40 protein-coding genes are annotated in these 20,848 nt (G+C 41.8%); 17 read left to right on the forward strand and 23 right to left on the reverse strand.

Annotated elements, in window-relative coordinates; translation table 11 throughout:
• Nucleotides 1-123: 123 nt before the first annotated feature.
• The 8 genes from AC3KZC_RS14445 to AC3KZC_RS14480 all read right to left on the reverse strand — a co-directional run bounded on the left by AC3KZC_RS14445 (nt 124) and on the right by AC3KZC_RS14480 (nt 4,065).
• Nucleotides 124-366 (reverse strand): hypothetical protein, encoded by a 243-nt coding sequence (locus AC3KZC_RS14445; RefSeq protein WP_490576928.1) that lies wholly within the window; start codon nt 364-366, stop codon nt 124-126.
• 17 nt (nt 367-383) lie between these two features.
• Nucleotides 384-839: a hypothetical protein gene (locus tag AC3KZC_RS14450; protein WP_490576927.1), complete on the reverse strand. Its 456-nt coding sequence runs from the start codon at nt 837-839 to the stop codon at nt 384-386.
• The gene (locus AC3KZC_RS14455; protein WP_490576926.1) at nt 836-2,257 is read right to left on the reverse strand and encodes a hypothetical protein; all 1,422 of its coding nucleotides are present in this window, start codon (nt 2,255-2,257) and stop codon (nt 836-838) included. Before AC3KZC_RS14455 ends, AC3KZC_RS14450 begins: the two co-directional genes overlap by 4 nt.
• Complete coding sequence (locus AC3KZC_RS14460; RefSeq protein ID WP_490576925.1) at nt 2,250-2,480, reverse strand: hypothetical protein; 231 nt, start codon at nt 2,478-2,480, stop codon at nt 2,250-2,252. The genes AC3KZC_RS14455 and AC3KZC_RS14460 overlap by 8 nt, the downstream gene beginning before the upstream one ends.
• A complete protein-coding gene (lysC, locus tag AC3KZC_RS14465; RefSeq protein WP_518525899.1) occupies nt 2,456-2,731 on the reverse strand; it encodes an Rz1-like lysis system protein LysC in 276 nt (91 codons plus the stop codon). Before lysC ends, AC3KZC_RS14460 begins: the two co-directional genes overlap by 25 nt.
• A gap of 330 nt (nt 2,732-3,061) precedes the next feature.
• Nucleotides 3,062-3,610, reverse strand: coding sequence for a transglycosylase SLT domain-containing protein (locus AC3KZC_RS14470; protein WP_490576923.1), 549 nt, complete (start codon nt 3,608-3,610; stop codon nt 3,062-3,064).
• Nucleotides 3,540-3,830, reverse strand: coding sequence for a hypothetical protein (locus AC3KZC_RS14475; RefSeq protein WP_490576922.1), 291 nt, complete (start codon nt 3,828-3,830; stop codon nt 3,540-3,542). The genes AC3KZC_RS14470 and AC3KZC_RS14475 overlap by 71 nt, the downstream gene beginning before the upstream one ends.
• A gap of 10 nt (nt 3,831-3,840) precedes the next feature.
• Nucleotides 3,841-4,065, reverse strand: coding sequence for an Acb2/Tad1 domain-containing protein (locus tag AC3KZC_RS14480; RefSeq protein ID WP_490576921.1), 225 nt, complete (start codon nt 4,063-4,065; stop codon nt 3,841-3,843).
• A gap of 562 nt (nt 4,066-4,627) precedes the next feature.
• Here AC3KZC_RS14480 and AC3KZC_RS14485 point away from each other — a divergent pair.
• Entirely contained in the window at nt 4,628-4,906 is a 279-nt protein-coding gene (locus AC3KZC_RS14485) for a hypothetical protein (protein WP_490576920.1), read from the forward strand.
• A gap of 226 nt (nt 4,907-5,132) precedes the next feature.
• Here the strand turns inward: AC3KZC_RS14485 and AC3KZC_RS14490 are convergent, their stop codons facing one another.
• The 8 genes from AC3KZC_RS14490 to AC3KZC_RS14525 form a co-directional block, all read right to left on the reverse strand.
• Nucleotides 5,133-5,480, reverse strand: a complete 348-nt coding sequence (locus AC3KZC_RS14490; RefSeq protein ID WP_490576919.1) for a hypothetical protein — start codon at nt 5,478-5,480, stop codon at nt 5,133-5,135.
• Complete coding sequence (locus AC3KZC_RS14495) at nt 5,470-5,721, reverse strand: helix-turn-helix domain-containing protein (RefSeq protein ID WP_490576918.1); 252 nt, start codon at nt 5,719-5,721, stop codon at nt 5,470-5,472. Before AC3KZC_RS14495 ends, AC3KZC_RS14490 begins: the two co-directional genes overlap by 11 nt.
• Nucleotides 5,722-5,733: 12 nt before the next feature.
• Nucleotides 5,734-6,837, reverse strand: coding sequence for a tyrosine-type recombinase/integrase (locus tag AC3KZC_RS14500; protein ID WP_490576917.1), 1,104 nt, complete (start codon nt 6,835-6,837; stop codon nt 5,734-5,736).
• Nucleotides 6,838-6,968: 131 nt separating this feature from the next.
• Nucleotides 6,969-7,151 carry a hypothetical protein gene (locus tag AC3KZC_RS14505; protein WP_490576916.1) on the reverse strand — a complete coding sequence of 61 codons (183 nt, stop codon included), beginning with the start codon at nt 7,149-7,151 and terminating at the stop codon, nt 6,969-6,971.
• Nucleotides 7,148-7,480, reverse strand: a complete 333-nt coding sequence (locus AC3KZC_RS14510; protein WP_490576915.1) for a helix-turn-helix domain-containing protein — start codon at nt 7,478-7,480, stop codon at nt 7,148-7,150. Before AC3KZC_RS14510 ends, AC3KZC_RS14505 begins: the two co-directional genes overlap by 4 nt.
• Before the next feature lie 117 nt (nt 7,481-7,597).
• Nucleotides 7,598-8,272 carry a replication protein P gene (locus tag AC3KZC_RS14515; RefSeq protein WP_490576914.1) on the reverse strand — a complete coding sequence of 225 codons (675 nt, stop codon included), beginning with the start codon at nt 8,270-8,272 and terminating at the stop codon, nt 7,598-7,600.
• Nucleotides 8,272-9,018 carry a helix-turn-helix domain-containing protein gene (locus tag AC3KZC_RS14520; protein ID WP_490576913.1) on the reverse strand — a complete coding sequence of 249 codons (747 nt, stop codon included), beginning with the start codon at nt 9,016-9,018 and terminating at the stop codon, nt 8,272-8,274. The genes AC3KZC_RS14515 and AC3KZC_RS14520 overlap by 1 nt, the downstream gene beginning before the upstream one ends.
• Nucleotides 9,019-9,115: 97 nt before the next feature.
• A complete protein-coding gene (locus AC3KZC_RS14525) occupies nt 9,116-9,346 on the reverse strand; it encodes a hypothetical protein (RefSeq protein WP_490576912.1) in 231 nt (76 codons plus the stop codon).
• Between the two features lie 83 nt (nt 9,347-9,429).
• Here AC3KZC_RS14525 and AC3KZC_RS14530 point away from each other — a divergent pair, with 83 nt between their 5' ends.
• Nucleotides 9,430-9,816 carry a hypothetical protein gene (locus AC3KZC_RS14530; RefSeq protein WP_490576911.1) on the forward strand — a complete coding sequence of 129 codons (387 nt, stop codon included), beginning with the start codon at nt 9,430-9,432 and terminating at the stop codon, nt 9,814-9,816.
• Here the strand turns inward: AC3KZC_RS14530 and AC3KZC_RS14535 are convergent.
• The 3 genes from AC3KZC_RS14535 to AC3KZC_RS14545 all read right to left on the reverse strand — a co-directional run bounded on the left by AC3KZC_RS14535 (nt 9,813) and on the right by AC3KZC_RS14545 (nt 10,686).
• Complete coding sequence (locus AC3KZC_RS14535; RefSeq protein WP_490576910.1) at nt 9,813-10,109, reverse strand: hypothetical protein; 297 nt, start codon at nt 10,107-10,109, stop codon at nt 9,813-9,815. The two genes, AC3KZC_RS14530 and AC3KZC_RS14535, sit on opposite strands and share 4 nt — an antisense overlap.
• Before the next feature lie 72 nt (nt 10,110-10,181).
• A complete protein-coding gene (locus tag AC3KZC_RS14540; RefSeq protein ID WP_490576909.1) occupies nt 10,182-10,421 on the reverse strand; it encodes a hypothetical protein in 240 nt (79 codons plus the stop codon).
• Nucleotides 10,422-10,437: 16 nt separating this feature from the next.
• A complete protein-coding gene (locus AC3KZC_RS14545) occupies nt 10,438-10,686 on the reverse strand; it encodes a hypothetical protein (RefSeq protein ID WP_490576908.1) in 249 nt (82 codons plus the stop codon).
• Between the two features lie 185 nt (nt 10,687-10,871).
• On the opposite strand from AC3KZC_RS14545, the gene AC3KZC_RS14550 reads away from it, so the two are divergent.
• Nucleotides 10,872-11,339 carry a hypothetical protein gene (locus AC3KZC_RS14550; protein ID WP_490576907.1) on the forward strand — a complete coding sequence of 156 codons (468 nt, stop codon included), beginning with the start codon at nt 10,872-10,874 and terminating at the stop codon, nt 11,337-11,339.
• A gap of 40 nt (nt 11,340-11,379) precedes the next feature.
• Here AC3KZC_RS14550 and AC3KZC_RS14555 read toward each other — a convergent pair whose 3' ends face one another.
• From AC3KZC_RS14555 to AC3KZC_RS14570, 4 genes are all read right to left on the reverse strand, one after another.
• Nucleotides 11,380-11,919, reverse strand: a complete 540-nt coding sequence (locus AC3KZC_RS14555; protein ID WP_490576906.1) for a hypothetical protein — start codon at nt 11,917-11,919, stop codon at nt 11,380-11,382.
• Nucleotides 11,920-11,969: 50 nt separating this feature from the next.
• Nucleotides 11,970-13,043 (reverse strand): type I restriction endonuclease, encoded by a 1,074-nt coding sequence (locus AC3KZC_RS14560; protein WP_490576905.1) that lies wholly within the window; start codon nt 13,041-13,043, stop codon nt 11,970-11,972.
• 223 nt (nt 13,044-13,266) lie between these two features.
• Nucleotides 13,267-13,569 (reverse strand): hypothetical protein, encoded by a 303-nt coding sequence (locus AC3KZC_RS14565; protein WP_490576904.1) that lies wholly within the window; start codon nt 13,567-13,569, stop codon nt 13,267-13,269.
• Complete coding sequence (locus tag AC3KZC_RS14570; RefSeq protein ID WP_490576903.1) at nt 13,557-14,057, reverse strand: hypothetical protein; 501 nt, start codon at nt 14,055-14,057, stop codon at nt 13,557-13,559. The genes AC3KZC_RS14565 and AC3KZC_RS14570 overlap by 13 nt, the downstream gene beginning before the upstream one ends.
• Before the next feature lie 341 nt (nt 14,058-14,398).
• Here AC3KZC_RS14570 and AC3KZC_RS14575 point away from each other — a divergent pair, with 341 nt between their 5' ends.
• The 14 genes from AC3KZC_RS14575 (at nt 14,399) to AC3KZC_RS14640 (ending at nt 20,819) form a co-directional block, all read left to right on the forward strand.
• The gene (locus tag AC3KZC_RS14575) at nt 14,399-14,704 is read left to right on the forward strand and encodes a helix-turn-helix domain-containing protein (RefSeq protein WP_490576902.1); all 306 of its coding nucleotides are present in this window, start codon (nt 14,399-14,401) and stop codon (nt 14,702-14,704) included.
• 228 nt (nt 14,705-14,932) lie between these two features.
• Entirely contained in the window at nt 14,933-15,256 is a 324-nt protein-coding gene (locus AC3KZC_RS14580) for a hypothetical protein (RefSeq protein ID WP_490576901.1), read from the forward strand.
• A 2-nt stretch (nt 15,257-15,258) separates the two neighbouring features.
• The gene (ssb, locus tag AC3KZC_RS14585; RefSeq protein ID WP_490576900.1) at nt 15,259-15,903 is read left to right on the forward strand and encodes a single-stranded DNA-binding protein; all 645 of its coding nucleotides are present in this window, start codon (nt 15,259-15,261) and stop codon (nt 15,901-15,903) included.
• Nucleotides 15,904-15,912: 9 nt separating this feature from the next.
• Nucleotides 15,913-16,464, forward strand: coding sequence for a 3'-5' exonuclease (locus AC3KZC_RS14590; RefSeq protein ID WP_490576899.1), 552 nt, complete (start codon nt 15,913-15,915; stop codon nt 16,462-16,464).
• Nucleotides 16,465-16,476: 12 nt separating this feature from the next.
• The gene (locus AC3KZC_RS14595) at nt 16,477-16,722 is read left to right on the forward strand and encodes a DUF7446 family protein (RefSeq protein ID WP_490576898.1); all 246 of its coding nucleotides are present in this window, start codon (nt 16,477-16,479) and stop codon (nt 16,720-16,722) included.
• A 2-nt stretch (nt 16,723-16,724) separates the two neighbouring features.
• Complete coding sequence (locus AC3KZC_RS14600; protein WP_490576897.1) at nt 16,725-16,892, forward strand: hypothetical protein; 168 nt, start codon at nt 16,725-16,727, stop codon at nt 16,890-16,892.
• Nucleotides 16,889-17,362, forward strand: a complete 474-nt coding sequence (locus AC3KZC_RS14605) for a hypothetical protein (protein WP_490576896.1) — start codon at nt 16,889-16,891, stop codon at nt 17,360-17,362. The genes AC3KZC_RS14600 and AC3KZC_RS14605 overlap by 4 nt, the downstream gene beginning before the upstream one ends.
• A complete protein-coding gene (locus AC3KZC_RS14610) occupies nt 17,362-18,120 on the forward strand; it encodes an ead/Ea22-like family protein (protein ID WP_490576895.1) in 759 nt (252 codons plus the stop codon). The genes AC3KZC_RS14605 and AC3KZC_RS14610 overlap by 1 nt, the downstream gene beginning before the upstream one ends.
• Nucleotides 18,117-18,239, forward strand: coding sequence for a hypothetical protein (locus tag AC3KZC_RS14615; protein WP_490576894.1), 123 nt, complete (start codon nt 18,117-18,119; stop codon nt 18,237-18,239). The genes AC3KZC_RS14610 and AC3KZC_RS14615 overlap by 4 nt, the downstream gene beginning before the upstream one ends.
• On the forward strand, nt 18,232-18,504 hold the full coding sequence (locus tag AC3KZC_RS14620; protein ID WP_490576893.1) for a hypothetical protein: 273 nt from the start codon (nt 18,232-18,234) through the stop codon (nt 18,502-18,504). The genes AC3KZC_RS14615 and AC3KZC_RS14620 overlap by 8 nt, the downstream gene beginning before the upstream one ends.
• Before the next feature lie 143 nt (nt 18,505-18,647).
• Complete coding sequence (locus tag AC3KZC_RS14625; RefSeq protein ID WP_490576892.1) at nt 18,648-18,911, forward strand: pyocin activator PrtN family protein; 264 nt, start codon at nt 18,648-18,650, stop codon at nt 18,909-18,911.
• A 486-nt stretch (nt 18,912-19,397) separates the two neighbouring features.
• Complete coding sequence (locus AC3KZC_RS14630; RefSeq protein ID WP_490576891.1) at nt 19,398-19,835, forward strand: transcriptional repressor; 438 nt, start codon at nt 19,398-19,400, stop codon at nt 19,833-19,835.
• An 88-nt stretch (nt 19,836-19,923) separates the two neighbouring features.
• Nucleotides 19,924-20,391, forward strand: a complete 468-nt coding sequence (locus tag AC3KZC_RS14635; protein ID WP_009838230.1) for a chemotaxis protein CheX — start codon at nt 19,924-19,926, stop codon at nt 20,389-20,391.
• On the forward strand, nt 20,388-20,819 hold the full coding sequence (locus AC3KZC_RS14640) for a secondary thiamine-phosphate synthase enzyme YjbQ (protein ID WP_490576890.1): 432 nt from the start codon (nt 20,388-20,390) through the stop codon (nt 20,817-20,819). Before AC3KZC_RS14635 ends, AC3KZC_RS14640 begins: the two co-directional genes overlap by 4 nt.
• Nucleotides 20,820-20,848: the final 29 nt, after the last annotated feature.

The raw sequence follows: 20,848 nt of genomic DNA on the forward strand, positions 1-20,848 counted from the left end.
ACGCACCAAAAAAAACCGAAAACGACCGGAAGCGGAAAAGCCCTAAAAATTTAAATTTTAATAACGCGTGAGAGCCCGGGAGTTTTCTACCCGCAGCGAAGGGGGGTGCTCGGAAAGTACCTTTTAAATTTCTTCGATTGCATTACTTGGCGTCACTGTAATTTCGCAGTTTGCATTATCAACTGTCACCTTTGAATGCCCAATAAACGCACTGTAAACATCTGATTCAGTGAATCTTTTTGTAACTGCTGCACTTGAGCCGACGGCTTGAATATTTAATGTTGCCTCTTGGTTTGGTGGCACTATGACCTGAAACATACGCTCAGCCGAACTGAACAGATAAGACTTACCTGGTACTAGTATCATTTGAATACTCTTATTTATTATGGAATGAATGAAAACACAGCGGCGCGCGCTAACTGTTTGAGACTTTCAAGATTATCTGTTTCACTTAATTGATTAGCGCCGAATGTGTCGGTGTAATCAGCAATAAGTTGAGTCGATGTTTCGTAACTGCCACACCACAATCTATGGATTGGGTGACTAAACAACAATGTAAACACGTTACGTGGCGCGACTAATACTTTATCTAAATGATTAGCTTTTAAAAACGCACCCACCTGAGTGATCAACTCTTGCTCAGTGGTGTTCTCGTTTAATTCAACGCGCACAACGAACGGTTCAAGCTCGGGGGTAATTTCGGGCGTTGACGTAAACACACGGTTCGCGGCATCGTGGCATACACCGATATCACAACAACCGTCTTTCAACGCTTGAATCAACGGATTGACAATATCAGCATCAAGCGCCTCGTTACTGACTATGCACCAGTTGCTCATTGTGATACCTCGATTGCTCGTCTAACGGAAATATTATCTACAGACATAACAATAGATGATGAAAAGTTTAAGTAAACTCGGGTATTTTTAGTGATAGTACCTAGGAAACTATGGTGTTCCACTGTTTCATCTAATGGATTGGTCGCGCCCCCATCAGATAATGATACGGCAAAGTTACCCAAGTCTTGATAGTCATATAAATTAATACCGACTAATACTTTCTGATTTAAGAGTGAGTTAGGTAGTGCTTGATAGACAAAATTAGTAACAGTATTAGTGCCATCATTTATCAACCGACCACCAATAACAGACGCTGAGCTTTGTGTCTGCAACCAAGAAGACATCCCGTTATCAAACCCACCGTCATTAATTAGCTCACCACCAAGCCACGCATTACGGTGGTCATCAAACGTCATTAGCTCTCTATCTGCCGCAGTGACATTAACCGCTTTACCGTAGCCGTCTGCTTTTTTGATAGATATGTTATTGAAACTATATACTTTTACATTTATATGACCATCAAATAATATTGTGGTCGTACTAGATGCTGCGGTGAATACTATGTATTTAGCGTCAAACGAAGCAGAAGCAATCACTGTTCCACTGCCATTAAAACCATCTCTAGATAAGACTACACCAGACGCTGAGCTTAATTGGTTGAAAGTTAATATATATTGTTTACCCGCTTGTGTGGTTATATTAATGAAGCAACGCTCAGAATCCTCACCAGAGGGGCTTGCAGTTCCATCAAATTCAAATCCATTGTTATGTATCTCCTTTAGTATGGAGTTAGCATGTGCCTTAGCAAACTTAGCGAAATCGTACATCTCAGTACCAAGCGGCTTACTATAATCAACCAGCACACCATCATTATCATCAAAGCGGTAGTCACGTACTAACTGACCCGTATGTCTATCGCCACCATTCCAGATTTTAATATCAAAGTATGAACCGTCAAATGTACTAGTAAGTGCCGTGCGATTACCGGCCTTAAACTTAATCACACCTAAGTAAGGGTTAATAGTATGTGTTCCATACTGAACACCATCTAAAAAAACCTTTAATTGTGTACCTGCGAGTTTATAAACCGCGGTATGCAACTTACCATCATTTATAGTTTTACCTGTCACAGGGGTTGCATGCTCTGTACCTTTTGACCAAAAAGATAATATATTACTATAGGAATTAATGTAATACGTTGTTAAATGGTCGTCACATAACAGCAACCTGTTACCTGTCTGAGTTGTTACAAACTCAATCTCAATCTCAAAATCCGTAAGCGATATTGGTGCTAATTCATAGTACATACCACCCGCAGGGCTTAAAGTCGTAACGTATCGCTGAACAGCCTGCTTAACACTCGCAGTCAACGAACCAAACAGCGGCTTAGTCAGTGATTTAAACAAAGGCTTACTCATCATCGTTCTTACTACGTTTTTTGTTATGTAAATAATTCAGCAGCAGCAATAAAAACGTAGCAATCATAATCGAATCGCTCACCGTAAAATTAAACTGAAACGTAATTAACTGATGCCAATTGGCTTTCGCAAGGTTTTCAGCAATGGCCGATTGGGGCGCAGCAATCACAGCAGCGCTTGCACCTGCAGCCGCCTTAATTAATGTTGTTGTATCCACAGCCATTGTTGTAAAGCCCTTTTGTCTAAATTGCACATCACCAGCGCATTATTCGTCAAAATCCCAAAACGCAATAAATCAGCATTACTCACCACATCCATCACTGGCCGTTCGCAAGTTTTCAGCAAATGCGCTGGCGGCAACACCTTCACCACCTTCGTCACCGTCACAACTTTCGGTTCGGGTTGACTTGTCGAACACCCGCTTAACATCCAAAGGCAACAACACAGCAGCCCAATCTTTAATCGCATCATCATTTGCCATCACCTCAATTAATTCAGTTTCAACCTTGGCCACACTAACTAGCTCACGTTGCACATCTTCAAAGTGCGATACCGTCACCCGCTCAGTTGCCCGCGCCAAAGCATTAAGTTGTTCAACCACTGCATGCTGCTCATCAAGCTGCAACACCAACCGCTCAACCTGCACCGCTTTAGCATCCAGCGACACCGTCAACTCATGCACCTCTTTAGCCTTACTCGCATAAGCCGCACTCGCAGCAAAACCACCGCACACCGCAGCACCCAAAACAACAGCAACTAACCCACCTTTAATACCAAACATCTAACCCCCTACTTATTTATGCACTAACGCAGCAACACCAAAAACAAATCATTAATCCGAGCAACATAATTGCGCGTCTCAACAGCATGCCGCCCCGTCACCATTGGCAAGCACCGAACAATATCCGCATACAACAGCGCATCACTACATAACCGCTGCGCAGCCAACACATGGCCAAACCCAGCGTTATAACTCGCCAACGCTAAATTATGTTTATCAAACTCAGGCCGTTGCCAACGCCAACCGCTGCGCAACTTCGCCATATAAAAAGCACCCGCAGGAATCGCAACCTGCGGATCAAACGGAGAACCACTTAAAACCAGCTCGCGGCTCACATCCGCCCACGTACCAGGCATAAACTGAGCAATACCCGCAGCACCCACTGGCGACACAGCATCAACCCGCAAACCGCTTTCAGCAATCAACTGCGCCTTATACAAACGCCAATCAACCCCCGGCAAATAACTGCGAGCAGATTTATAAATCTGAGCATCAAACTTATCAGGCCATGACGAAGCCGAACACGACAAACACAGCAGCAAACCGAACACTAAAATACACAGCCTTATCATGACTATCCGCCTTACTCTTCAGCCACCAATTAACATCAACACCCGCCCGCGCATCCAAATACGCCAACGCAAACCGCGCCACAGCAACAACCGTCAACGCCTTCAGCAAACTAAAACAAAAACTAATCACCATCACCGGCTGCACCACACTTGGCACAACCACCGCACTCAGCACCAACAACATCAACAGCGCAAGTACAGCCAAAAAAGGTTTAAGCATAAAAAGATCCTTAAAAAGTTAAAGGTTGAGCAATAGACCGCACAACAAACATAAAGCCTTTTTGCAGGTCAGTTTTACCGATAGACAACCAACGTTTATCCAAGCCATCAGTCGCTTCAAGCTTATTAATTAACTCACCAACCTGAACCGAAAGCGCCTTAGCATCATTCATCAAATCAATCTCAGCTTGGCTTAAATCTCTATAGCCTTTAATTTTCTTGTGCTGATTGTCCATATAAAACCTTTATAAGTAAGAGAACGGCAAATAGTTAAGTGTAAATGGCTCGCCACACCAACACCCCTTCCCAATCACGGGGCCACATCTGAACATTCACCCCAGCCACACCTAAAAAACAGCCATAAAAAAAGCCCAACTCGGTTGAAGTTGGGCTTTAACTACCGTTCAAGGTAAGCAAGATAAGGGCAAACTCTGCAAGGTTGGGAATCACCAGCGTAGACAAATCATACCGTTTTAAAGGGCAAAAAATAGGGCGGTTTCTTTCCGGTTTGAAAAAAAGATAAATAAAAAGATTAATTATTAAAATAACGAGCGTTACCTTCACCGCAACAGCAAAGAAAATAATCATGAAAAATACAGCTAAATTTATCCAAATTTAAATGTTTTATCGAGATTATAAAAAGCGTCTAAGGTTTGCGGTTGCTAACTTGTACCAAAAAGAAGGGATCTGCATTTGCAGAATAAAAATAAACAGTGGTATCATCTAAGTTCAAATAAAAAACAATGCAATTTCGCGTTGTTAAGCATCATAAAACTTGGAGATAGGAATGATTGCAACATGGCGGCAAAACAAAAGGCTTCGGCTTATTCATATTTTTTACAACCGCCGGCTTACGTCGGCTTTTTTTTGGGAGGCTATATGCCTAAAAATAAACCCGCTCGCAAGAGCAGAAACGTTAGTAATGTTGAAAGGTCTGGTAAACAAGACAACACTACTAACAATGCATCTACATTACTTGAGCAACTTAAGATTAAACTTAAAGTTGAAGTAATTTTTCAATTAGTAAAGCAATGTTACCAATGGAGTATGGACCTCATCAATAACTTACCAAGCTAACTGAAAATCAAAGCGGTCACTACAATGGCCGCTTTTTTCACACTAAAAAGCGCGAAAAGCTCAATAATTACCTGTTAAAAAACGCAACTCAGTAACTATTGGATACAGCGAGTATCTTAGTAAAGTATAAACTTAAGAACAATGTTTAAATCGCTCCTGTTATATCAATTTTGCATATTTACATATTTAATACTATTAAATAGCTATATTTGCGTAATTATTCGCACTACCCCAAAAGCGCATTAATCGCCTTCTCTAAACAAATCTCAAAAGCCGTCACACTGCTAAACCCAAACGAACCAAGCGCACCGCGCTCAACTAGCAACACAAACCTCACCCGAATCGCAACAATATAATTTTTCGGCAACTGGGCAATGCGGCCATCAATCAGCTCTAAATACTCAGGTACGTGGCGTTCTTCAGCCGCAAAGTTCGAACCATGCACACCCAACTCACAAAATTCACGAATCTTTTCAGTTGGCGACTTACTCGCATAACCACTTCCTAATTCTTGCTGCGCTTGGTAGCGACCCCACTTTTTTAATAGCAAGATAACAAGTTTTCTATTGTTCATTATTAAATAACTCCCAAGCAGTGCCCGCATCGAATTTGTAAAAATCAACCAAACTTAAAAAATCATCCACACTTACAGCCGTTTTACTCTTTTCCCAATTGCGCAACGTGCGCTCAGTCACCCCAAAAACCAACGCAACTTTTTCTTGAGAGTACTGGCGAGCCATCCGCAATTCACGAAGCACATCACCAGGTGTTTTTCGGCTTTTGGCTCCTTCTGTATTGTGGATATTTCGATTCATCATCAACCCCAGTTAAATCGCGGCCTTGCACAAAGCAAGCTCTTTAAAAAATCTCGGCAATGTCTCGGCCAGCACATCACGCAAACCCAAGTCAAAAATAAAAGCAGTATGAGCCACTAAAGTAGCCGCCTTCTGCTTTTCCGCTTGTGTGTATATGTATGTTTTATCAAGCTTTTTTAACTTGTGATTCAGTAGAATCTCACCCACATAGTAATCAACCCCCATATCAGCCCAACACGTACGTGCAAATTTACGTAAATCATGAGCAGACCACGCACTATGCGCCAAATCAAAAATCAAACGGCTCGCAGCCTGATCAGACAAACACCCAGTACGCGAAAAAAACACATGCTCACGCAAGCGGCTATCAACCAAACCAGCCAAAAAAACCCTATACGCCCGCAGCAACGCCACCACTTCAACAGGCAAAAACACCCTAAGCGGCTGGCGCGATTTCGTAATAGCCGCAGGTATCGTCAAAAAGCCCTCAACAAAATCAAACATCCGCCACTTCAATTGGCGAGTCTCACCAATCCTAAAACCAAACAACACCATCAGCGCCACAAGCAAAACCTGCTCAACCTGCGCCACTTTCAAGCGCTCAAAAATAGCAATCATCACCGTCTGATTAATCCGACACTCTTTAAGCTCATCTTTCAAATTAACAAACTGGCTAAGCCTCACCTCAGCAAGCGGATTATCAGCAATCCAATTAAGCTTTTTCGCCTTAGCCATAATCGACTTTAAATCAGCAAACACCGTCCTCACGTAATTCACCCGCGAATTCTTACAAAGCGGCAATACAAACACCTCATCAAACTGAGCCGTGCAAAAATCACTCAAAACTATATCAGCCAAAGGCGGCATCAACTGGCGAACAATCACCGACTTAAGCCCCGCCTTACGCTTTTTACTCAGCGAACTATCAGCAAGCAAACGTGCACTATAACGCTCAAACACCTCACCAAACGTCACACAAAAATTAACCCCAAGCTGCTCACCACTGCGCAGCGCCAACACATTAGCCGACAACCGCTTAACCACATCAGCACACGCAACGTCAGGGTACTGCGCCACCTTTTTTTGCACCGTTTTACCGCCAAAATTATCACGCACAAAAAAGCTCGCCTTAGTCCTGCACTTGCTCGCACGCACCTCCAACTTGTAACGCTTATCAACAAAGCGCTCAAAGTCGCTCTTCAAAAAATGAGCAATAGCCGTATTATTCAGCGCACCGTGCAACGTCCTCAAAACTGCTCACCCCTAAAAAAAGCCGCAGCAGCCGCATGTTTATAAGACCAATCAGCAACCCAAAGCGCACCCAAACCAAGGCCCGAAAACGCTACAAAACAAAAAACAGAGCCTAAAAAAGCCGCATAAGCAGCCGCACAAAACAACAAAACAGTCACCAACAGCCAAATCACCTTCATATTTCAACCCCCTGCGCCATCGCAATGTCATCACGAATCTGCGCCAACTCATCAAGCCCCGCCGCAGTCAGCTCATACAGCGGCCTACCCTCACGCACAAACCGACGCACAAAACCAACACGCTCAAGGTTCGAAAACTGCGACCGCACCACACCATCATCAAGCCCAACCAGCTTGGCATAAGCCGAAACGCGCAAGGGCTGCAACCGAACCAAATACTCTAAACACTTGTACGCATTCACACCCAAACACATAAAGTCACCCCTCATAAAAATAAAACCAATCAAAAATAGGGTGGCTTGCACTGCACTGGCCCACCAACCAGCCATGAAAATACGCAGCTAGATGTATTACTCCCGTAGTCCTCAATCAACCCCTAAAAAAGCAAGGCTCCCTGCCAGCATCTTGAGACGGACACCGCGATACACCACGCGGCCTGCATACAACTAAAATCGCTTAAACAACTTCGCCTTCAACGCCTGGCAATTTGCCACCCCTTGGCGTTGGCTAGTTTTAACCCTCACCTTCTCAGGTAACGCCTTAGGGATCACACCCGAAAAATCCTCACCCGCCATCACACGGCCACACACCACCTCGTAATTACGAGCAAACAACTTAAACACATCATCACTCGCCATCGTCTTAAACGACCAACTACCCGTTTCGCGCATCGCCTTAAACACCGCAGGGTGCGACCAAACATGATCATCAGCAAAACGATGGTGATTACACGCCTCACGAAACGCAGCCTGCAACTCAGGCAAACCAAAATCAGCAAGCGCCGGCTTACACCAACTGCAAAACTCACCAATACTCGGCAAAAACGGACGATTCGAACGCATCGCCTTACGGATCCCAAAACGCAACTGCGCCACCGACGTCACACCGTTCTCAACCAAACCCTTCGCCCACGTGCGCTTCCAATTCGCCTCACCCACCCCCGTAACAGACTGATGCCAAGCCGGAAACGTCGACTTAAGTTCAGCAAAAAACTCATCAAGCACCGCCGCCACCTCATCAGGCAAACTGCTTGGCACTTGGCGCCCGCTCGATGGCTGGCAAGGCATAGCACCCGCAGAAAAATTACCAGCAACCGCTTGAATAGACTGTAAATGCCCCATCAAAACCTCCCCAAATCTTTATGCCAACCCGCCGCATCAGCACCCACAGACTTCGCGTTTTGCATCCACGCAAACTCAAAACCACGCCAATTGCGCACCACACACTCAGCCAAACAATCATCCACACTCACACCCGCAGCCACCGCCAACTTCAGCTGGCCAGCAAAACGGTTAATCACAGTCTGGTTAACATTCGCCTTCATCCGCTTACGCATAGCCAACCAATCATGCAGCGTTTGCTCACTAGGCATGGCAGGCCAACACGAAAAATCAAAAACACTTTTTTTATTATTTTTTATAGGTTCTATGACTGGTTCAAAAGAGTGACTGGTTCTGGGTGAAATATTTTCACCAGTAACAGGTGAAAAATTTTCACTACTGACTGCAAAATTTTCACTACTGACTGCAAAACTTTCACCACTAACTGCAAAACTTTCACCACCCTCGCAAGGTGACGATGAGGGCGATTTAATGGGCTGGTCCAAGTGCAAATAAAACAAATTACTACGGTTCAAATCACTTGAAAGCTTTCGCTCCTTAATCGTAATCAAACCTAAATCTTGTAATTTTTTAACGTGAGTTATCGCAGAGCGGCGTGTCATTTCACATTGATCAGCAATATGCTGATAACTCGGCCAAGCCACCCCATCATCATTTGCATTGTCAGCAAGCTTCAGTAAAATCAATTTAGTTGCCGAATTACCAACCTTAATCGACATCGCCTTAGCCATCAGGGTCATACTCATAAACAACCCCTATTTGAAAAACAAAAAACCTGTGTCATAATCAACCTCGTTAGAATTAAACCCGCATTAATGCCTTCCACAGCGTGCGGGTTTTGTTTTATCTGCGCCCTGCAAATAACTTTGCAAGGCGCTCTTTTTCATGTGCACACGCAGCGCACACATTCGTTTTTAAAACCTTTGCACGGCCCGCTTCAACAAGCTCACCGCATTCAACACACTCAGCACTGGGCACAACATCATCAACAGCACGACTTGCCAACGAACGCTCAAGCGCCCGCTCAAGCGCCCGCTCAATCTCAATTTGTGAACGGTCAGCATTATCAGCCATTCAAGTTACCCCAATTGAAAACACCCCCTTGTTCTGGCACCATGCAAGTGCGAATCACAAAAAACCAAAACAAAGGAGTGAAAATGGACACATCTAAAAAATTCGGAACATATGGCACATTTAAAATGTTTAGCGTAATGGTGCTAAAAAACTTAATGGCACGTTTCCCAAACCCACAAACGCTTTCAATGAACGAACTAATAACGAGTATCGAAAATGGCACGCCCAATAAACTCGCCCCATCAGCCGATGCAGTAATCCGCGAAGATGAAGCAATGTACAATGAAACCCTGTGCCGCTTAGTCGAATTTGGATACATACAAAAATTCATAACAATCAAAGGGCCAGTCAAAACCCCCTCATACGCACTGACCGAAAAAGGTCTAGCGCTCTTTAGCCTCGACTTAGCAACAGAGCTAAAAAGTGAGTTAACCACAGAGCAAGAAACCATTTTCGACTCCATCGGTTAGCACTTACCGTTCAGCGCAAATAAGCAGTAGCGCAGGTCTGAACCGATCAAGCTTTCAAGTTCAAGGGCGTCATTTATCACTTGGGCCGTAATAATAGGATTGTCGGCCCAACGCTTATGCAACGCTAAAATCACTTGGCGAAGCGCTTGCACATCATCTTCAAGCGCTTGATTAATATCAAAATGTAACGGACCGTATTTTATTACCGGCCTTTCTTTACTTTCGTCAAGACAGCGCGCGTAAGCACCTCCTTCATGAATTTTTTTACGTATTTCTTCTGCATTATCAGCCATTCAAATATCCTTAGTTTTAGCTACCAAATTCAACGTCAACTGCCATCGAGTCAGACATAATGGGCTTATTCATTAGCGGCCACTCAACAGTCGGCACTTCTGAGTATTAACATCAAGCAACGCACTCACCTGGCTTAAGCAATTTACCGAATTTGCGTGAGCCAGATTTTCAAGTACATCAACCAAAAATGCACTGTGTTGCGTCTCGGTATGCAAACCTAAATCAGCCATAGCCCCCACCGCCACATGCGCAACCGCATCGACAGCCGCCGCATAGTTTTTCAGCTCTTTAAAATCAGCATTATCAGCCATTCAAATATCCTTAGTTTTAGCCATTATATTCAACGCCAACTGCCATCGATTTAATATTGGCGAGCGCTTTCTCTATTTTTTTATTTTTCGTGGTTACCAAAATAGCCTCAATTTGAAGCACGCCAGGATTAGGAATGTCACCGTTTGCAAACTTAAAAAGCGTTGATCTATCGACCCCAATTTCCTTGGCTAATCTACTCAGGCCGCCGCGTTCAGCCTTGGCCGCAGCAACTATTTTAATTGCGGCCTCTTTCAATAAACTCATCAGGTGAAAATCCTCTACTAGATTTGTAGATTATAATGGACAGGAAAGCCACATTTTGCAAGGGATTTTATTCATCACCTATGTTTATTATTTTCTACTTATGATGTACAGTTAGTAACAATACGAATTTGCATAACAGAACCGCAAATTACAAACCGAACGTAAAAATCATTAATGAGTGTAAAATGCAGAACATAGCCGACATTTTCAGAAAGAATGTTATTCATCTAGTCAAAGAAAAAGGCTGGAATGGTGGCAAACTATCTGAAGTAAGTCGCGAAGTGGCAGGCAAAAATGGAATTGATCGCACTTATGCCTACGCATTATTGAATGATGATGGTGAAAAAGAAGTGCCAAACTTTAGCTTATCAAAAGTTGAAGGTGTTGCAAAAGCGCTAGGTGTCGCGGTAATTGATTTATTCGACCCTGATGGTAAAGCCAACGGAAAAAATGCTGCGCAACTTCAACACGTTGATATTCAAATGCTTGAAGAAGCCAAAAGAGAAGTTCGCTCACTTACTTTGGAGTTAGGTATAAATAATTTGCGCTTTGAAGCTGAAGCAGAAGCATTTATGTATCAAGCAAAGCTGCGCAATCTTGATAACGCAAAAATCATATCAACGCTGACCGTTATGGCCCAAAAGCAAAGCTAAATAATGGTCGGCTTATTGCCAGCCGACTCGCTGTGGGTATCTAATGAGGTGTATAGTTTCTTTGGCTAAATCCAGCCGTATATAAATCGCCATCATACTGACACATAAACGACACTTTTAATTTATGGTCATGATCATTAAATGAATGGGCATAGTGGGCGGTGTTAGGTATGCGGATTAAGCTACCAATACGCAAATCAAATAAATCAATCAACCCTCGTATATTTACATTGTCACCTTGCTTACATTGAGCACCTTTAAAGCGAACTTGGATAAATGTAATTATTTGATCTTCATTACTCTCAAAATTAACAATGTATTTTTCGTTTTCAAAATTCAAAACCCCTTGCTCAGTAATTTTAACATTGAATGTATCGGCCACTATATTAGCAGGCATATTGATATACCAATAAGGCTTTAATGGGTCACCAATTTCAGGTTCGGTGGTTTCACAAGGCTGGTCTGAAAAGGACGCAACGCCATTGACATTGCAGCTATATATTTTGGCATAAAGCGCGGTAGGGGTATTAGTTAATATTGCGCAAATTATTAACATTTTAAATTTAAAATTGATTGTCATTAAATGTATACCAAGATTGTAAAAGGCAAAAAAACTGGGCAATCACCCAGTTATTCATACAGCGTAATTGAGTCTAATAATTTATCGGTGAATTTATAAATGTCACTAATACTCTCAATCGCAAAACGCTCTTCTTTACGTTCTTCGTTTAAAAAGCCGATGTACTTTTGCTTTGCATTAAAGTGGAGTCTACAAATTGGCTTTCTATTATTATCATCTAACAATATACCAAAATAACTTTGCGTATCTCTGGCGATTATTCTATCAATTTCAACTTTTTGGCAGAGTATAGCCTTCACAATATTAAAACCTGTAATTTCCTCTTCAGTCGTTACAATCTTCGGCTTTTCACTCTCGGTTTCATCTTCAAGCTGTTCATGCAGTCGATTTGTAGTAACTCCAGACGAATTTTCATCAATTGCAGACTTTAATCTTTGATTAATAGAATCATTGATAAATTGGGTTAACGCTTTTGTGGTGATGCTTAAAAATTGAGATTTAACTTTAGGGGTAAGAACACCATCATAAACCCTTGAAGCAAAAAATTTAATGAATTCCTCATCAGGCTCTTTGAATTGCTGGCTAAGTACTTTTTTTATTTGATTAAGATACTTAAGCTCACCAGCGGCCCCAACGATTGACTCAACATCAAAGCTTGCTTTGGTGAGCTTTTTAACCTCAGGCACGATATGTTCATCAATATTTTCTAAATCCAAGACTAAAAACGGCTTTTCGTCCATTTTGTTTGGCGCATCTAAATCAGTGAAAAAATGATATTGAGCACCATTTGTCAAAATAGCTAAACGTGCATTAGTAACAGAAAAATATCTAAAAAGCTGACCCGAATGCTTGCTTGATAGCGACTCACCATATTTTTTACATTCAATTAGGATCTGCACTTCACCGCCTTTAAAAAGTGCGTAATCAACTTTTTCGCCTTTTTTTGTGCCGGTATCAGCCGTAAACTCTGGCACAACTTCATTAGGGTCAAAAACATCGTAACCTAAAACAGAGTGTAAAAAAGGCATAATTAACGCGTTTTTGGTGGCCTCTTCAGTAACAAGATTGGCAGACACCTGGTTAATTTTTTTGTTTAATTCCTTTAATCTATCAATAAAATCCATAATTGCTCCTTATTTTTATTGCTAATCCATGACAATATTCACAGTACAACAATACAATAAGAAATAAAAATAAAGAATTAATATTAAAATATTTGAATGGCTAGTAGGTATAGAAGCAACCGCGATTGACGCTGATCAGTCACGGTAGTTAATAAGCAATATCGAATGTAATCTCATCAGGGGGGGGGAATACACGTGCTAAATATGAAAAATCAACTTAAGTTCATTGATCTTTCACATGATTAAACTTAACGTTCGATCCATCAGCTTTATTTTCAGTTTCTTTAAAAATTAACGAATCCAAAAATTTGTTACGCTCTTGTTTTAATGCCATTAAATTCGCGCATTGCACAGCCTTATCATCAATCCACTCAATATCCCTTTGGCGCTGCAATAGGCTAATTGCAAACTCATTATCACTAAGCGCTTTTTTTGCGGCTTGTTCTTTTTTATCTAAATACTGTACAAATTTTAATGCTGAAAAACAAAGACTAAGCAATAAAAACAAACCCACTAACCATTCCATACACCGTACCTCCTTATTAATTTATTATAAACTGGCAATATTAGCGCCAAAGCAATCACGCAAATTAATGCAATATTGTATGAGGCAATGCCAATACTATAAAAACTATCTGTGAAATCATTTTTCACCAAATGAACATCAAGTAACCGCACGCAGTGTAATAACCACGCAATAACATGAAGCAATATAATACTTTTAAAAATTGAGTAGCTAATAAGCTTAAAGCGTATAACGGCTAAATATACTGTAATAATATACAGCACATCAATACCAGTCCAAAATATATATCGCCAAACTCGATTAGGATCCATCAATTTAAAATCGCAGTGCAGCGAATAAGAAACCCAATAAAAAAGAGCTGTGACCAAAGCAAGCACCGCAGCCCCTTTATTCTTAAAACTAAAGGCAAGACCAAAAATAACAAATAACGCCATTATATTTCGGTTATCTAACTCCCTAAATGCAAAATCAACTACGCAGAAATCCATTTCATCACCTTTTGTTTAATTTAACGCATTAAATAATGCAAAACCATTAGCGTAATTGCTTAATTGGTTTGCCATTACCTTTATCTTTATCGTCACCACCACCAGAACCCGGCATATAAACTCCTATTGATTATTTTCAACATTTAACTACACTTGTATAATATTTTCAACAAACATATTAGACTAAGCTTCTCGATTGTAAAGAATTTCGACCTGCATTGTATACATGCAACTAACCACAAGATTGTTTTTGACGGTTTTAGTCTTTTATGTGCAGGAATATGACGGTTTAAAAGAGCCACATTGTTTAAGCTATAACTTTAAAGAATAAAGAACTGATAATGGATAAAGCCAGAGCTAACCGAATCAAGCAACTCATGAAAATTGCAGGCTTAAGCCGCGATTCACTTGCTGCTGAGTCAGGTTATAGCGCTGGGACTATATCAAACATACGCAAAGGCGCTGAAATAAAAACAGACCAACTTATTGCACTGTGCTCAATCCTCAACACCACCCCCAATTACATATTAGGTTTTAGTGATCACACGCCAGAAGTGGAGGCACTTAGCCAGATACTAAATCAACATTGCGACGCTGAAACATTACAGCTTATTACCAAACTTGTAGAAAAAATAAAAAACAGTTGATTATTTTCTACAAAACAATTGACCAATAACACATTGTTGATTATATTCTACTAAACACACAAACAAAGGTGGTTAGTAATGAACAACATTGACGTTATGATTTTTACAGGGAACACATCCCGCGCGCAAAAAACGCAACAAAGCAAACAATTCAAAAGCTTAGTACGCAAAACAGCCACAGTTGCACTGGTTGTACTCTCACTCACTGTCATTTTGGGAGCGTAAGCCATGAGCACACTATTAGACCAAAGTCTAACTAGCCAATGGCCTGTTTGCGACATCAGCAGCACCAACCTTAATCCTTACGACCAAGCAATTGAGTGCTTGCGCGAGTTAAGTAATCAAAACCAAGTGGGCCAACTGGCACAAATTCATTTATTCGAACTGCCCGATGGCGTCAACGTGGTTGTCACCGTGCAGGCCGTTAAAACCGTTTTAACGTTTAGCTATCAACTCACCGAGCGCAGCACAGAGCAAAAAATACAGCGCGTACTCGACGAAGCGCTAAACCTCACACTTTACCAACGCACCAACCAACAAGAGGCAGCATAATCATGGCTCGTGGAGTAAACAAAGTAATTTTAGTTGGCAACCTAGGCCAAGACCCAGACATACGCTACACACCAAATGGCGATGCAGTCGCAAACATTAGCCTAGCCACAGCCGAAAGCTACAAAGACAAAAACACCGGTCAAGCGGTTGAAAAAACCGAATGGCACCGCGTGGTATTTTTTGGCAAGTTAGCCGAAATCGTCGGTGAATACGTCCGTAAAGGCAGCCAAATCTATGTTGAAGGCAAGCTACAAACTCGCAAGTGGACCGACAAACACGGCATTGAAAAGTACACCACCGAAATCGTGGTCGACAGCTTTACAGGCGCAATGCAAATGCTAGGCGCTCGACCAGAGCAAGCCCCACACCACGCACAAGCCGCACAGCAATCGCATGCACCACAGCAAAATGCACCACAGCAGCACGCGCCAACACAACGCAACGTTGTTAGCCACGGCAGTGCAACCAACACAGGCACAGGCCGAGGTGTGCAACATAGCGCCCACCAAGCGCCCGCGCAACACGCACCGCAACAGCAAGCAGGCGGCAGCCCAATGAACACATACGGCCAACCAACCAGCTTTGACGACGACATCCCGTTTGCGCCAATCGGCCTGCAACACCCACAACTTTTGAATTGTATGTAAGGAACAACCATGAACCACGTAATGCTCGACCTAGAAACAATGGGCCAAGGCAGTAACGCAGCAATCGTTGCCATTGGTGCGGTATTTTTTGAGCCCGCCACAGGCACTATTGGCGCCAGCTTTTATCAAAAAGTCGATTTAGAAAGCGCAGCAAAATTCGGCAACATCGACCCAAGCACCGTAATTTGGTGGTTAAAACAAAGCGATGCAGCCCGCGCAGAAATTACCAGTAACGACACGCTCGACCTACCAAGTGCACTGGGAGAATTCAGCCAATGGATTAGCCAAATAGAGCGCACTAATAGCCGAATTGTATGGGGCAATGGCGCCAGTTTCGATAACGTTATTTTAAGCAACGCGTACAAAGCTGCAGGCTATCAAAAGCCGTGGGTGTACTGGAACGACCGCGACGTACGCACCGTAGTTGAACTTGGCAAAACCTTAAAAGGCTTTGACCCTAAAAAGCACATGCCATTTTTAGGCACAACCCACAACGCACTCGATGACGCCATTCACCAAGCAAAATACGTCAGCGCCATTTACCAGCAACTAGCGAAATAGGGACTTTAACGCATGGCAAATAAAACAGGCTTATTGTACTCGCCCCTATCAAGCCGAATTTATTGGGGTTTACATAACGGCAACGGTATAGCTGTTGGCAACAATCAAAAAGACATCACCAGCGACTTTTTGCAAGTCATGGAAATGAAATTCCCTGTTAACACCATGCAAAACATAACGATCAACGGGCAGAGCAAATACCGAATATTTGTAGTTGATATGGAAAAAGAAGTCACAATCAACGGCAAAAAGGCATAACCATGATTAACGAAACTGCACAGCAACGTGCCTGGTGTATGGGCCGCGACGAACCAAATCAGACCGATTACCACTTTGCCGTGCAGTTCGTTGAGTCATACAACAATCAACGCATCGAATTAGGCTTAAAACCAATAGAAGCAACACCTTTGAAGGACCAAGCAGCATGAGAAAAGCAAAAGTAGAAATCATCATCGGCCAGCAGTACAACAACTTAAAAGTACTGGCAATGCTCGATAAAAAATCAGCCAACGGCCAACATTTTTACCACTGCCGTTGCATTTGCGGCAACGAGCGCGAAGTAATAAAAAACAGCATTGGCAAAATAGCCGGTTGCGGCTGCACCCGCAAAGCGTACCGCAAAGGTTCGCCACTACTGCGCAGCAAACCAACGCAAACCGTAACTAAAAACACAACTGCAACGCAGGCCATTGCAACACCAAGCCAAGTAAAGGCAAAAACAAATTTAGACATCACCGACTTTGATGTCGAACCAACCGAACAACCAACGCTTGCAACACCAAGCCAGCCAAAACGCACAATGAGGCGCTTGCTCGAAAACAAACTCGACGCACTCAAACTCGCACGAGAAGAACGCGCATTAGAACGCGAACTCGACCAACTTTTAAAAGGATGTTAATGATGGGAACAACGACTACCGCCGAAATACCTGCATTTTTAATTGAAATGTCCGAACAGTTGAATACGCAAGGAAACAGATTAACTGCTCACCCTCTTTTCGAAGTTCGTTATAAAAAATCACTAATTACAGAGGAAGGGTATAACGAGTCTCATTGGGAAATTTTAGATGATGATGGGCAAACGTTGTACCACTCAGAAAATAGTGAAGATTACAGCGAGTTGGCTGAATACATTTTCGAAAATCATGAGCAGTGGTCTAGTTCGTTTTGGAGTGAACATGAAGAAACAAGATTCCTTGACTGCAAAGAGATCGACTTCGTTGAGTGCTTTAATGATCACTTTGACCCTGATTGGTCTGATTTACCTGATGACCTTAAAAAACTTCACATGCAAGAAATCGAGGTCACTGTTAATTCGCACTTCACTGAAGCTGATGCAGAAGCATTTATTGCAAGAAAGCAGCACGATTACCCAAAACTATACACTTACGTTATTAGTATGACTTATTGCTGGAAAATGATTGAACTTAGAGAATGGATATCAAGCTTAACCAATAAGGAAGTAGCAACAAGCAGCAACTGGCAGCTTTACAGCACTGGCCCAAAAGCCGACGGCACTTACCGCGTACGCGCAAAAGACGAAACCGAATTTGATATTGTCACAGTCAAAAATGGTGAAATCTACGACCAAGACAACGACATCGTGCTGTGCATCAATTGCGAATGGCAACCTGTTGAAAGCGAGGTGATGGTATGACACCTACACAAAACTTAATTTATCAAATTAAAGAACTGGCTAGTTACGAACCAAATGACGTGTGCGCAGCATTTAAGGATGCGTTAATTAACTTTAGAAAGGCGGTTAGCTATGCCTAAACTTTTATCTGAAAGCGAGCAAGTAGCGGCAAAAGATTATGATTGCCAAGCTTGTGAATGGTTATTAAATCGAGGTGTTAATGGTTATGGACACTCAATTGCTGAATTAAGAATTATAGCTAAAGCAAAAAGGCAAAATTACAAGATAAAGAAAGGCCAAAGATACATAAGACAAAGACTGGTTTTTGAAAATGAACTTTATAGCTTTATTGCAATACCTGAAATTCATGATATTTGCATAAAGCATGATGTTTACGAGTATTAAGCTGGCTTTGCTATACAGAGAAAGGCAACGAGCTACATGAAGAAAACAGTAAAACGCAGATACAAAAACTGGTTTGCACTCACCAAAACCGCCAAACCAGTTAAGCAAGAAACCGAACAGCAATAAATTAGAGTGAGTATATCATGAACACAAAATTCGCATTATTAGCCCGCTACGGCAGATCAGAATTAGAATTAAAAGAAATTTGCTTATACTATTTCGGCATCACGCCAGAAACGGCAAATCAAAAGGCAAAGGCTCACGCGCTGCCAGTGCCGACATTTAAACTACGCAATTCAGAACGTTCACCAACATTGGTAAAAGTTGAAGATTTGGCGGCATATATTGACAAGCAGCATCAAGCCGCAAAAGAAGAATGGAACACAATCCAAGCCGCTAAATATTAATCTAGCGGCTAAACTCATTCTGTTAATTCAGTTTTAACTAATGCATGAACCTTTTCAATCTCGATACTACAACTCAAAACACCTAAAATATTACTTAGTATACTCAATCCTTCCATTATCCATAACATTGCACGCATACCAATTGGCATATCAAGCCGCACGACATACCAGATCCCCAAAAAACAAAAAGGCCCCACGCGGGGCCCCTTTTTTACTATCAAACTATTAAAGGCCCCCATAAAGCCCCACAACCCACTACAAGCCTTTAAAAACGAGCTTATCAGTCCAATCTAACATTGGAGCCACAGAAAAGCGTCTATTCACAGCAGACCTCACAATAAATTAAGGCGCGAGATAATACTAAAAATTGCAACGCTGCTCAATTTATATTCTCAGATGGTCAGAGTTTTTAATAAATCAAGCGCAATACAAGACTAATAAAAATTCTATGTTAATATGAATTCCTTAGTTAAAGGATATGTAATTATGCCAATCGAAAGCTTAATTAATAAAGCAAAACAAGTCTGTGACAATAAAGGTACTCGTTTCACCACTATCAGAGAAAAAGTTTTTCGGCTCTTAGCCCAAACAAAAGGTGGTATTGGGGCTTATGATTTGTTAGAACAGTTAAAAGTCACGGAACCAAATGCAAAACCTGCTACTATTTATAGAGCGTTGGATTTTTTAGCTGATATGGGTTTTATTCATAAAATTGAAAGCACTAATGCATTTATGCTTTGCCACCATTTTGACCATATTCACCCTGTACAGTTATTAATTTGCGATAAGTGTGGCCATGTAGAAGAGCTCCACTCTACCGTGATTTCGCACGAGCTAAATAATAAAGCAGCTGATTTTGGATTTACTGTGATAGCACAAACAATTGAAGCACATGGCACGTGTAAAAAATGCTTAGCACAATAAGTTAGTTATTTTTAGTTGTAAAACAGGCACTTTGAGTTAAGAATAAACTAAGTACCTTGTCTCAATCTAATCAGAATTGGATGTAATAATGAACGTAGAATTCATAAACCCTTTTTTAGCCTCACTCATGAATGTGTTAAGCACCATGGCACAAACACAATTAAAACCGGGTAAACCTCAAAAGAAAAAAGGTGAGGTTGCACAAGGTGATGTATCGGGACTCATCGGTATGGTAGGTCCTCAAACTCGTGGCTCTTTCTCCATTACTTTTGATGAAGGATTAGCATTAACCATTATGGAACGTATGCTTGGTGAACGCCCTAATAGCATTAACGAAGAAGTCACTGACATGGTGGGTGAAATTACCAACATGGTCACCGGTGGTGCTAAAAACTTATTAGGTGAAAAAGGTTACGAGTTTAATATGGCAACCCCAATTGTTGTTTCTGGCACTAACCATACTATTACTCACAAGTGTGACGGCCCAAAAGTATTGATCCCGTTCACCTCTGATGCAGGCAACGCTAACATTGAGGTTTGTTTCGATAAAATATGAGTTGGTTCGAACGCATTATTACATTGAAGCCTCGTCAGCGAGGCTTTCATTTGATTACAGATGAACTCATTTCCAAACTGCCTGAACTCTCTGACATTGATATTGGTTTAGCCCATTTTTTTATTCAACATACCTCAGCAAGTTTAACCATTAATGAGAACGCAGATCCAACTGTAAGACAAGATCTCGAAAGCCATTTTAATTATTTCGTGCCGGAACAAGCGAGTTATTATCGCCATGATTACGAAGGTGACGATGACATGCCTGCTCATATCAAAGCCAGTATTTTAGGTGCTAGCATTAGCGTACCCATTCGTGATGGTAAATTACAGCTTGGGACTTGGCAGGGGATCACACTGGGTGAGCATCGGGATCGAGCAACCAGCAGAAAAATTGTTGCTACATTACAAGGTCAATTAAAGTTGTAAATAGCTGCAACTAATACAACTATTTATTA

The sequence above is a fragment of the Pseudoalteromonas sp. J2K-J031 genome, assembly GCF_058197095.2.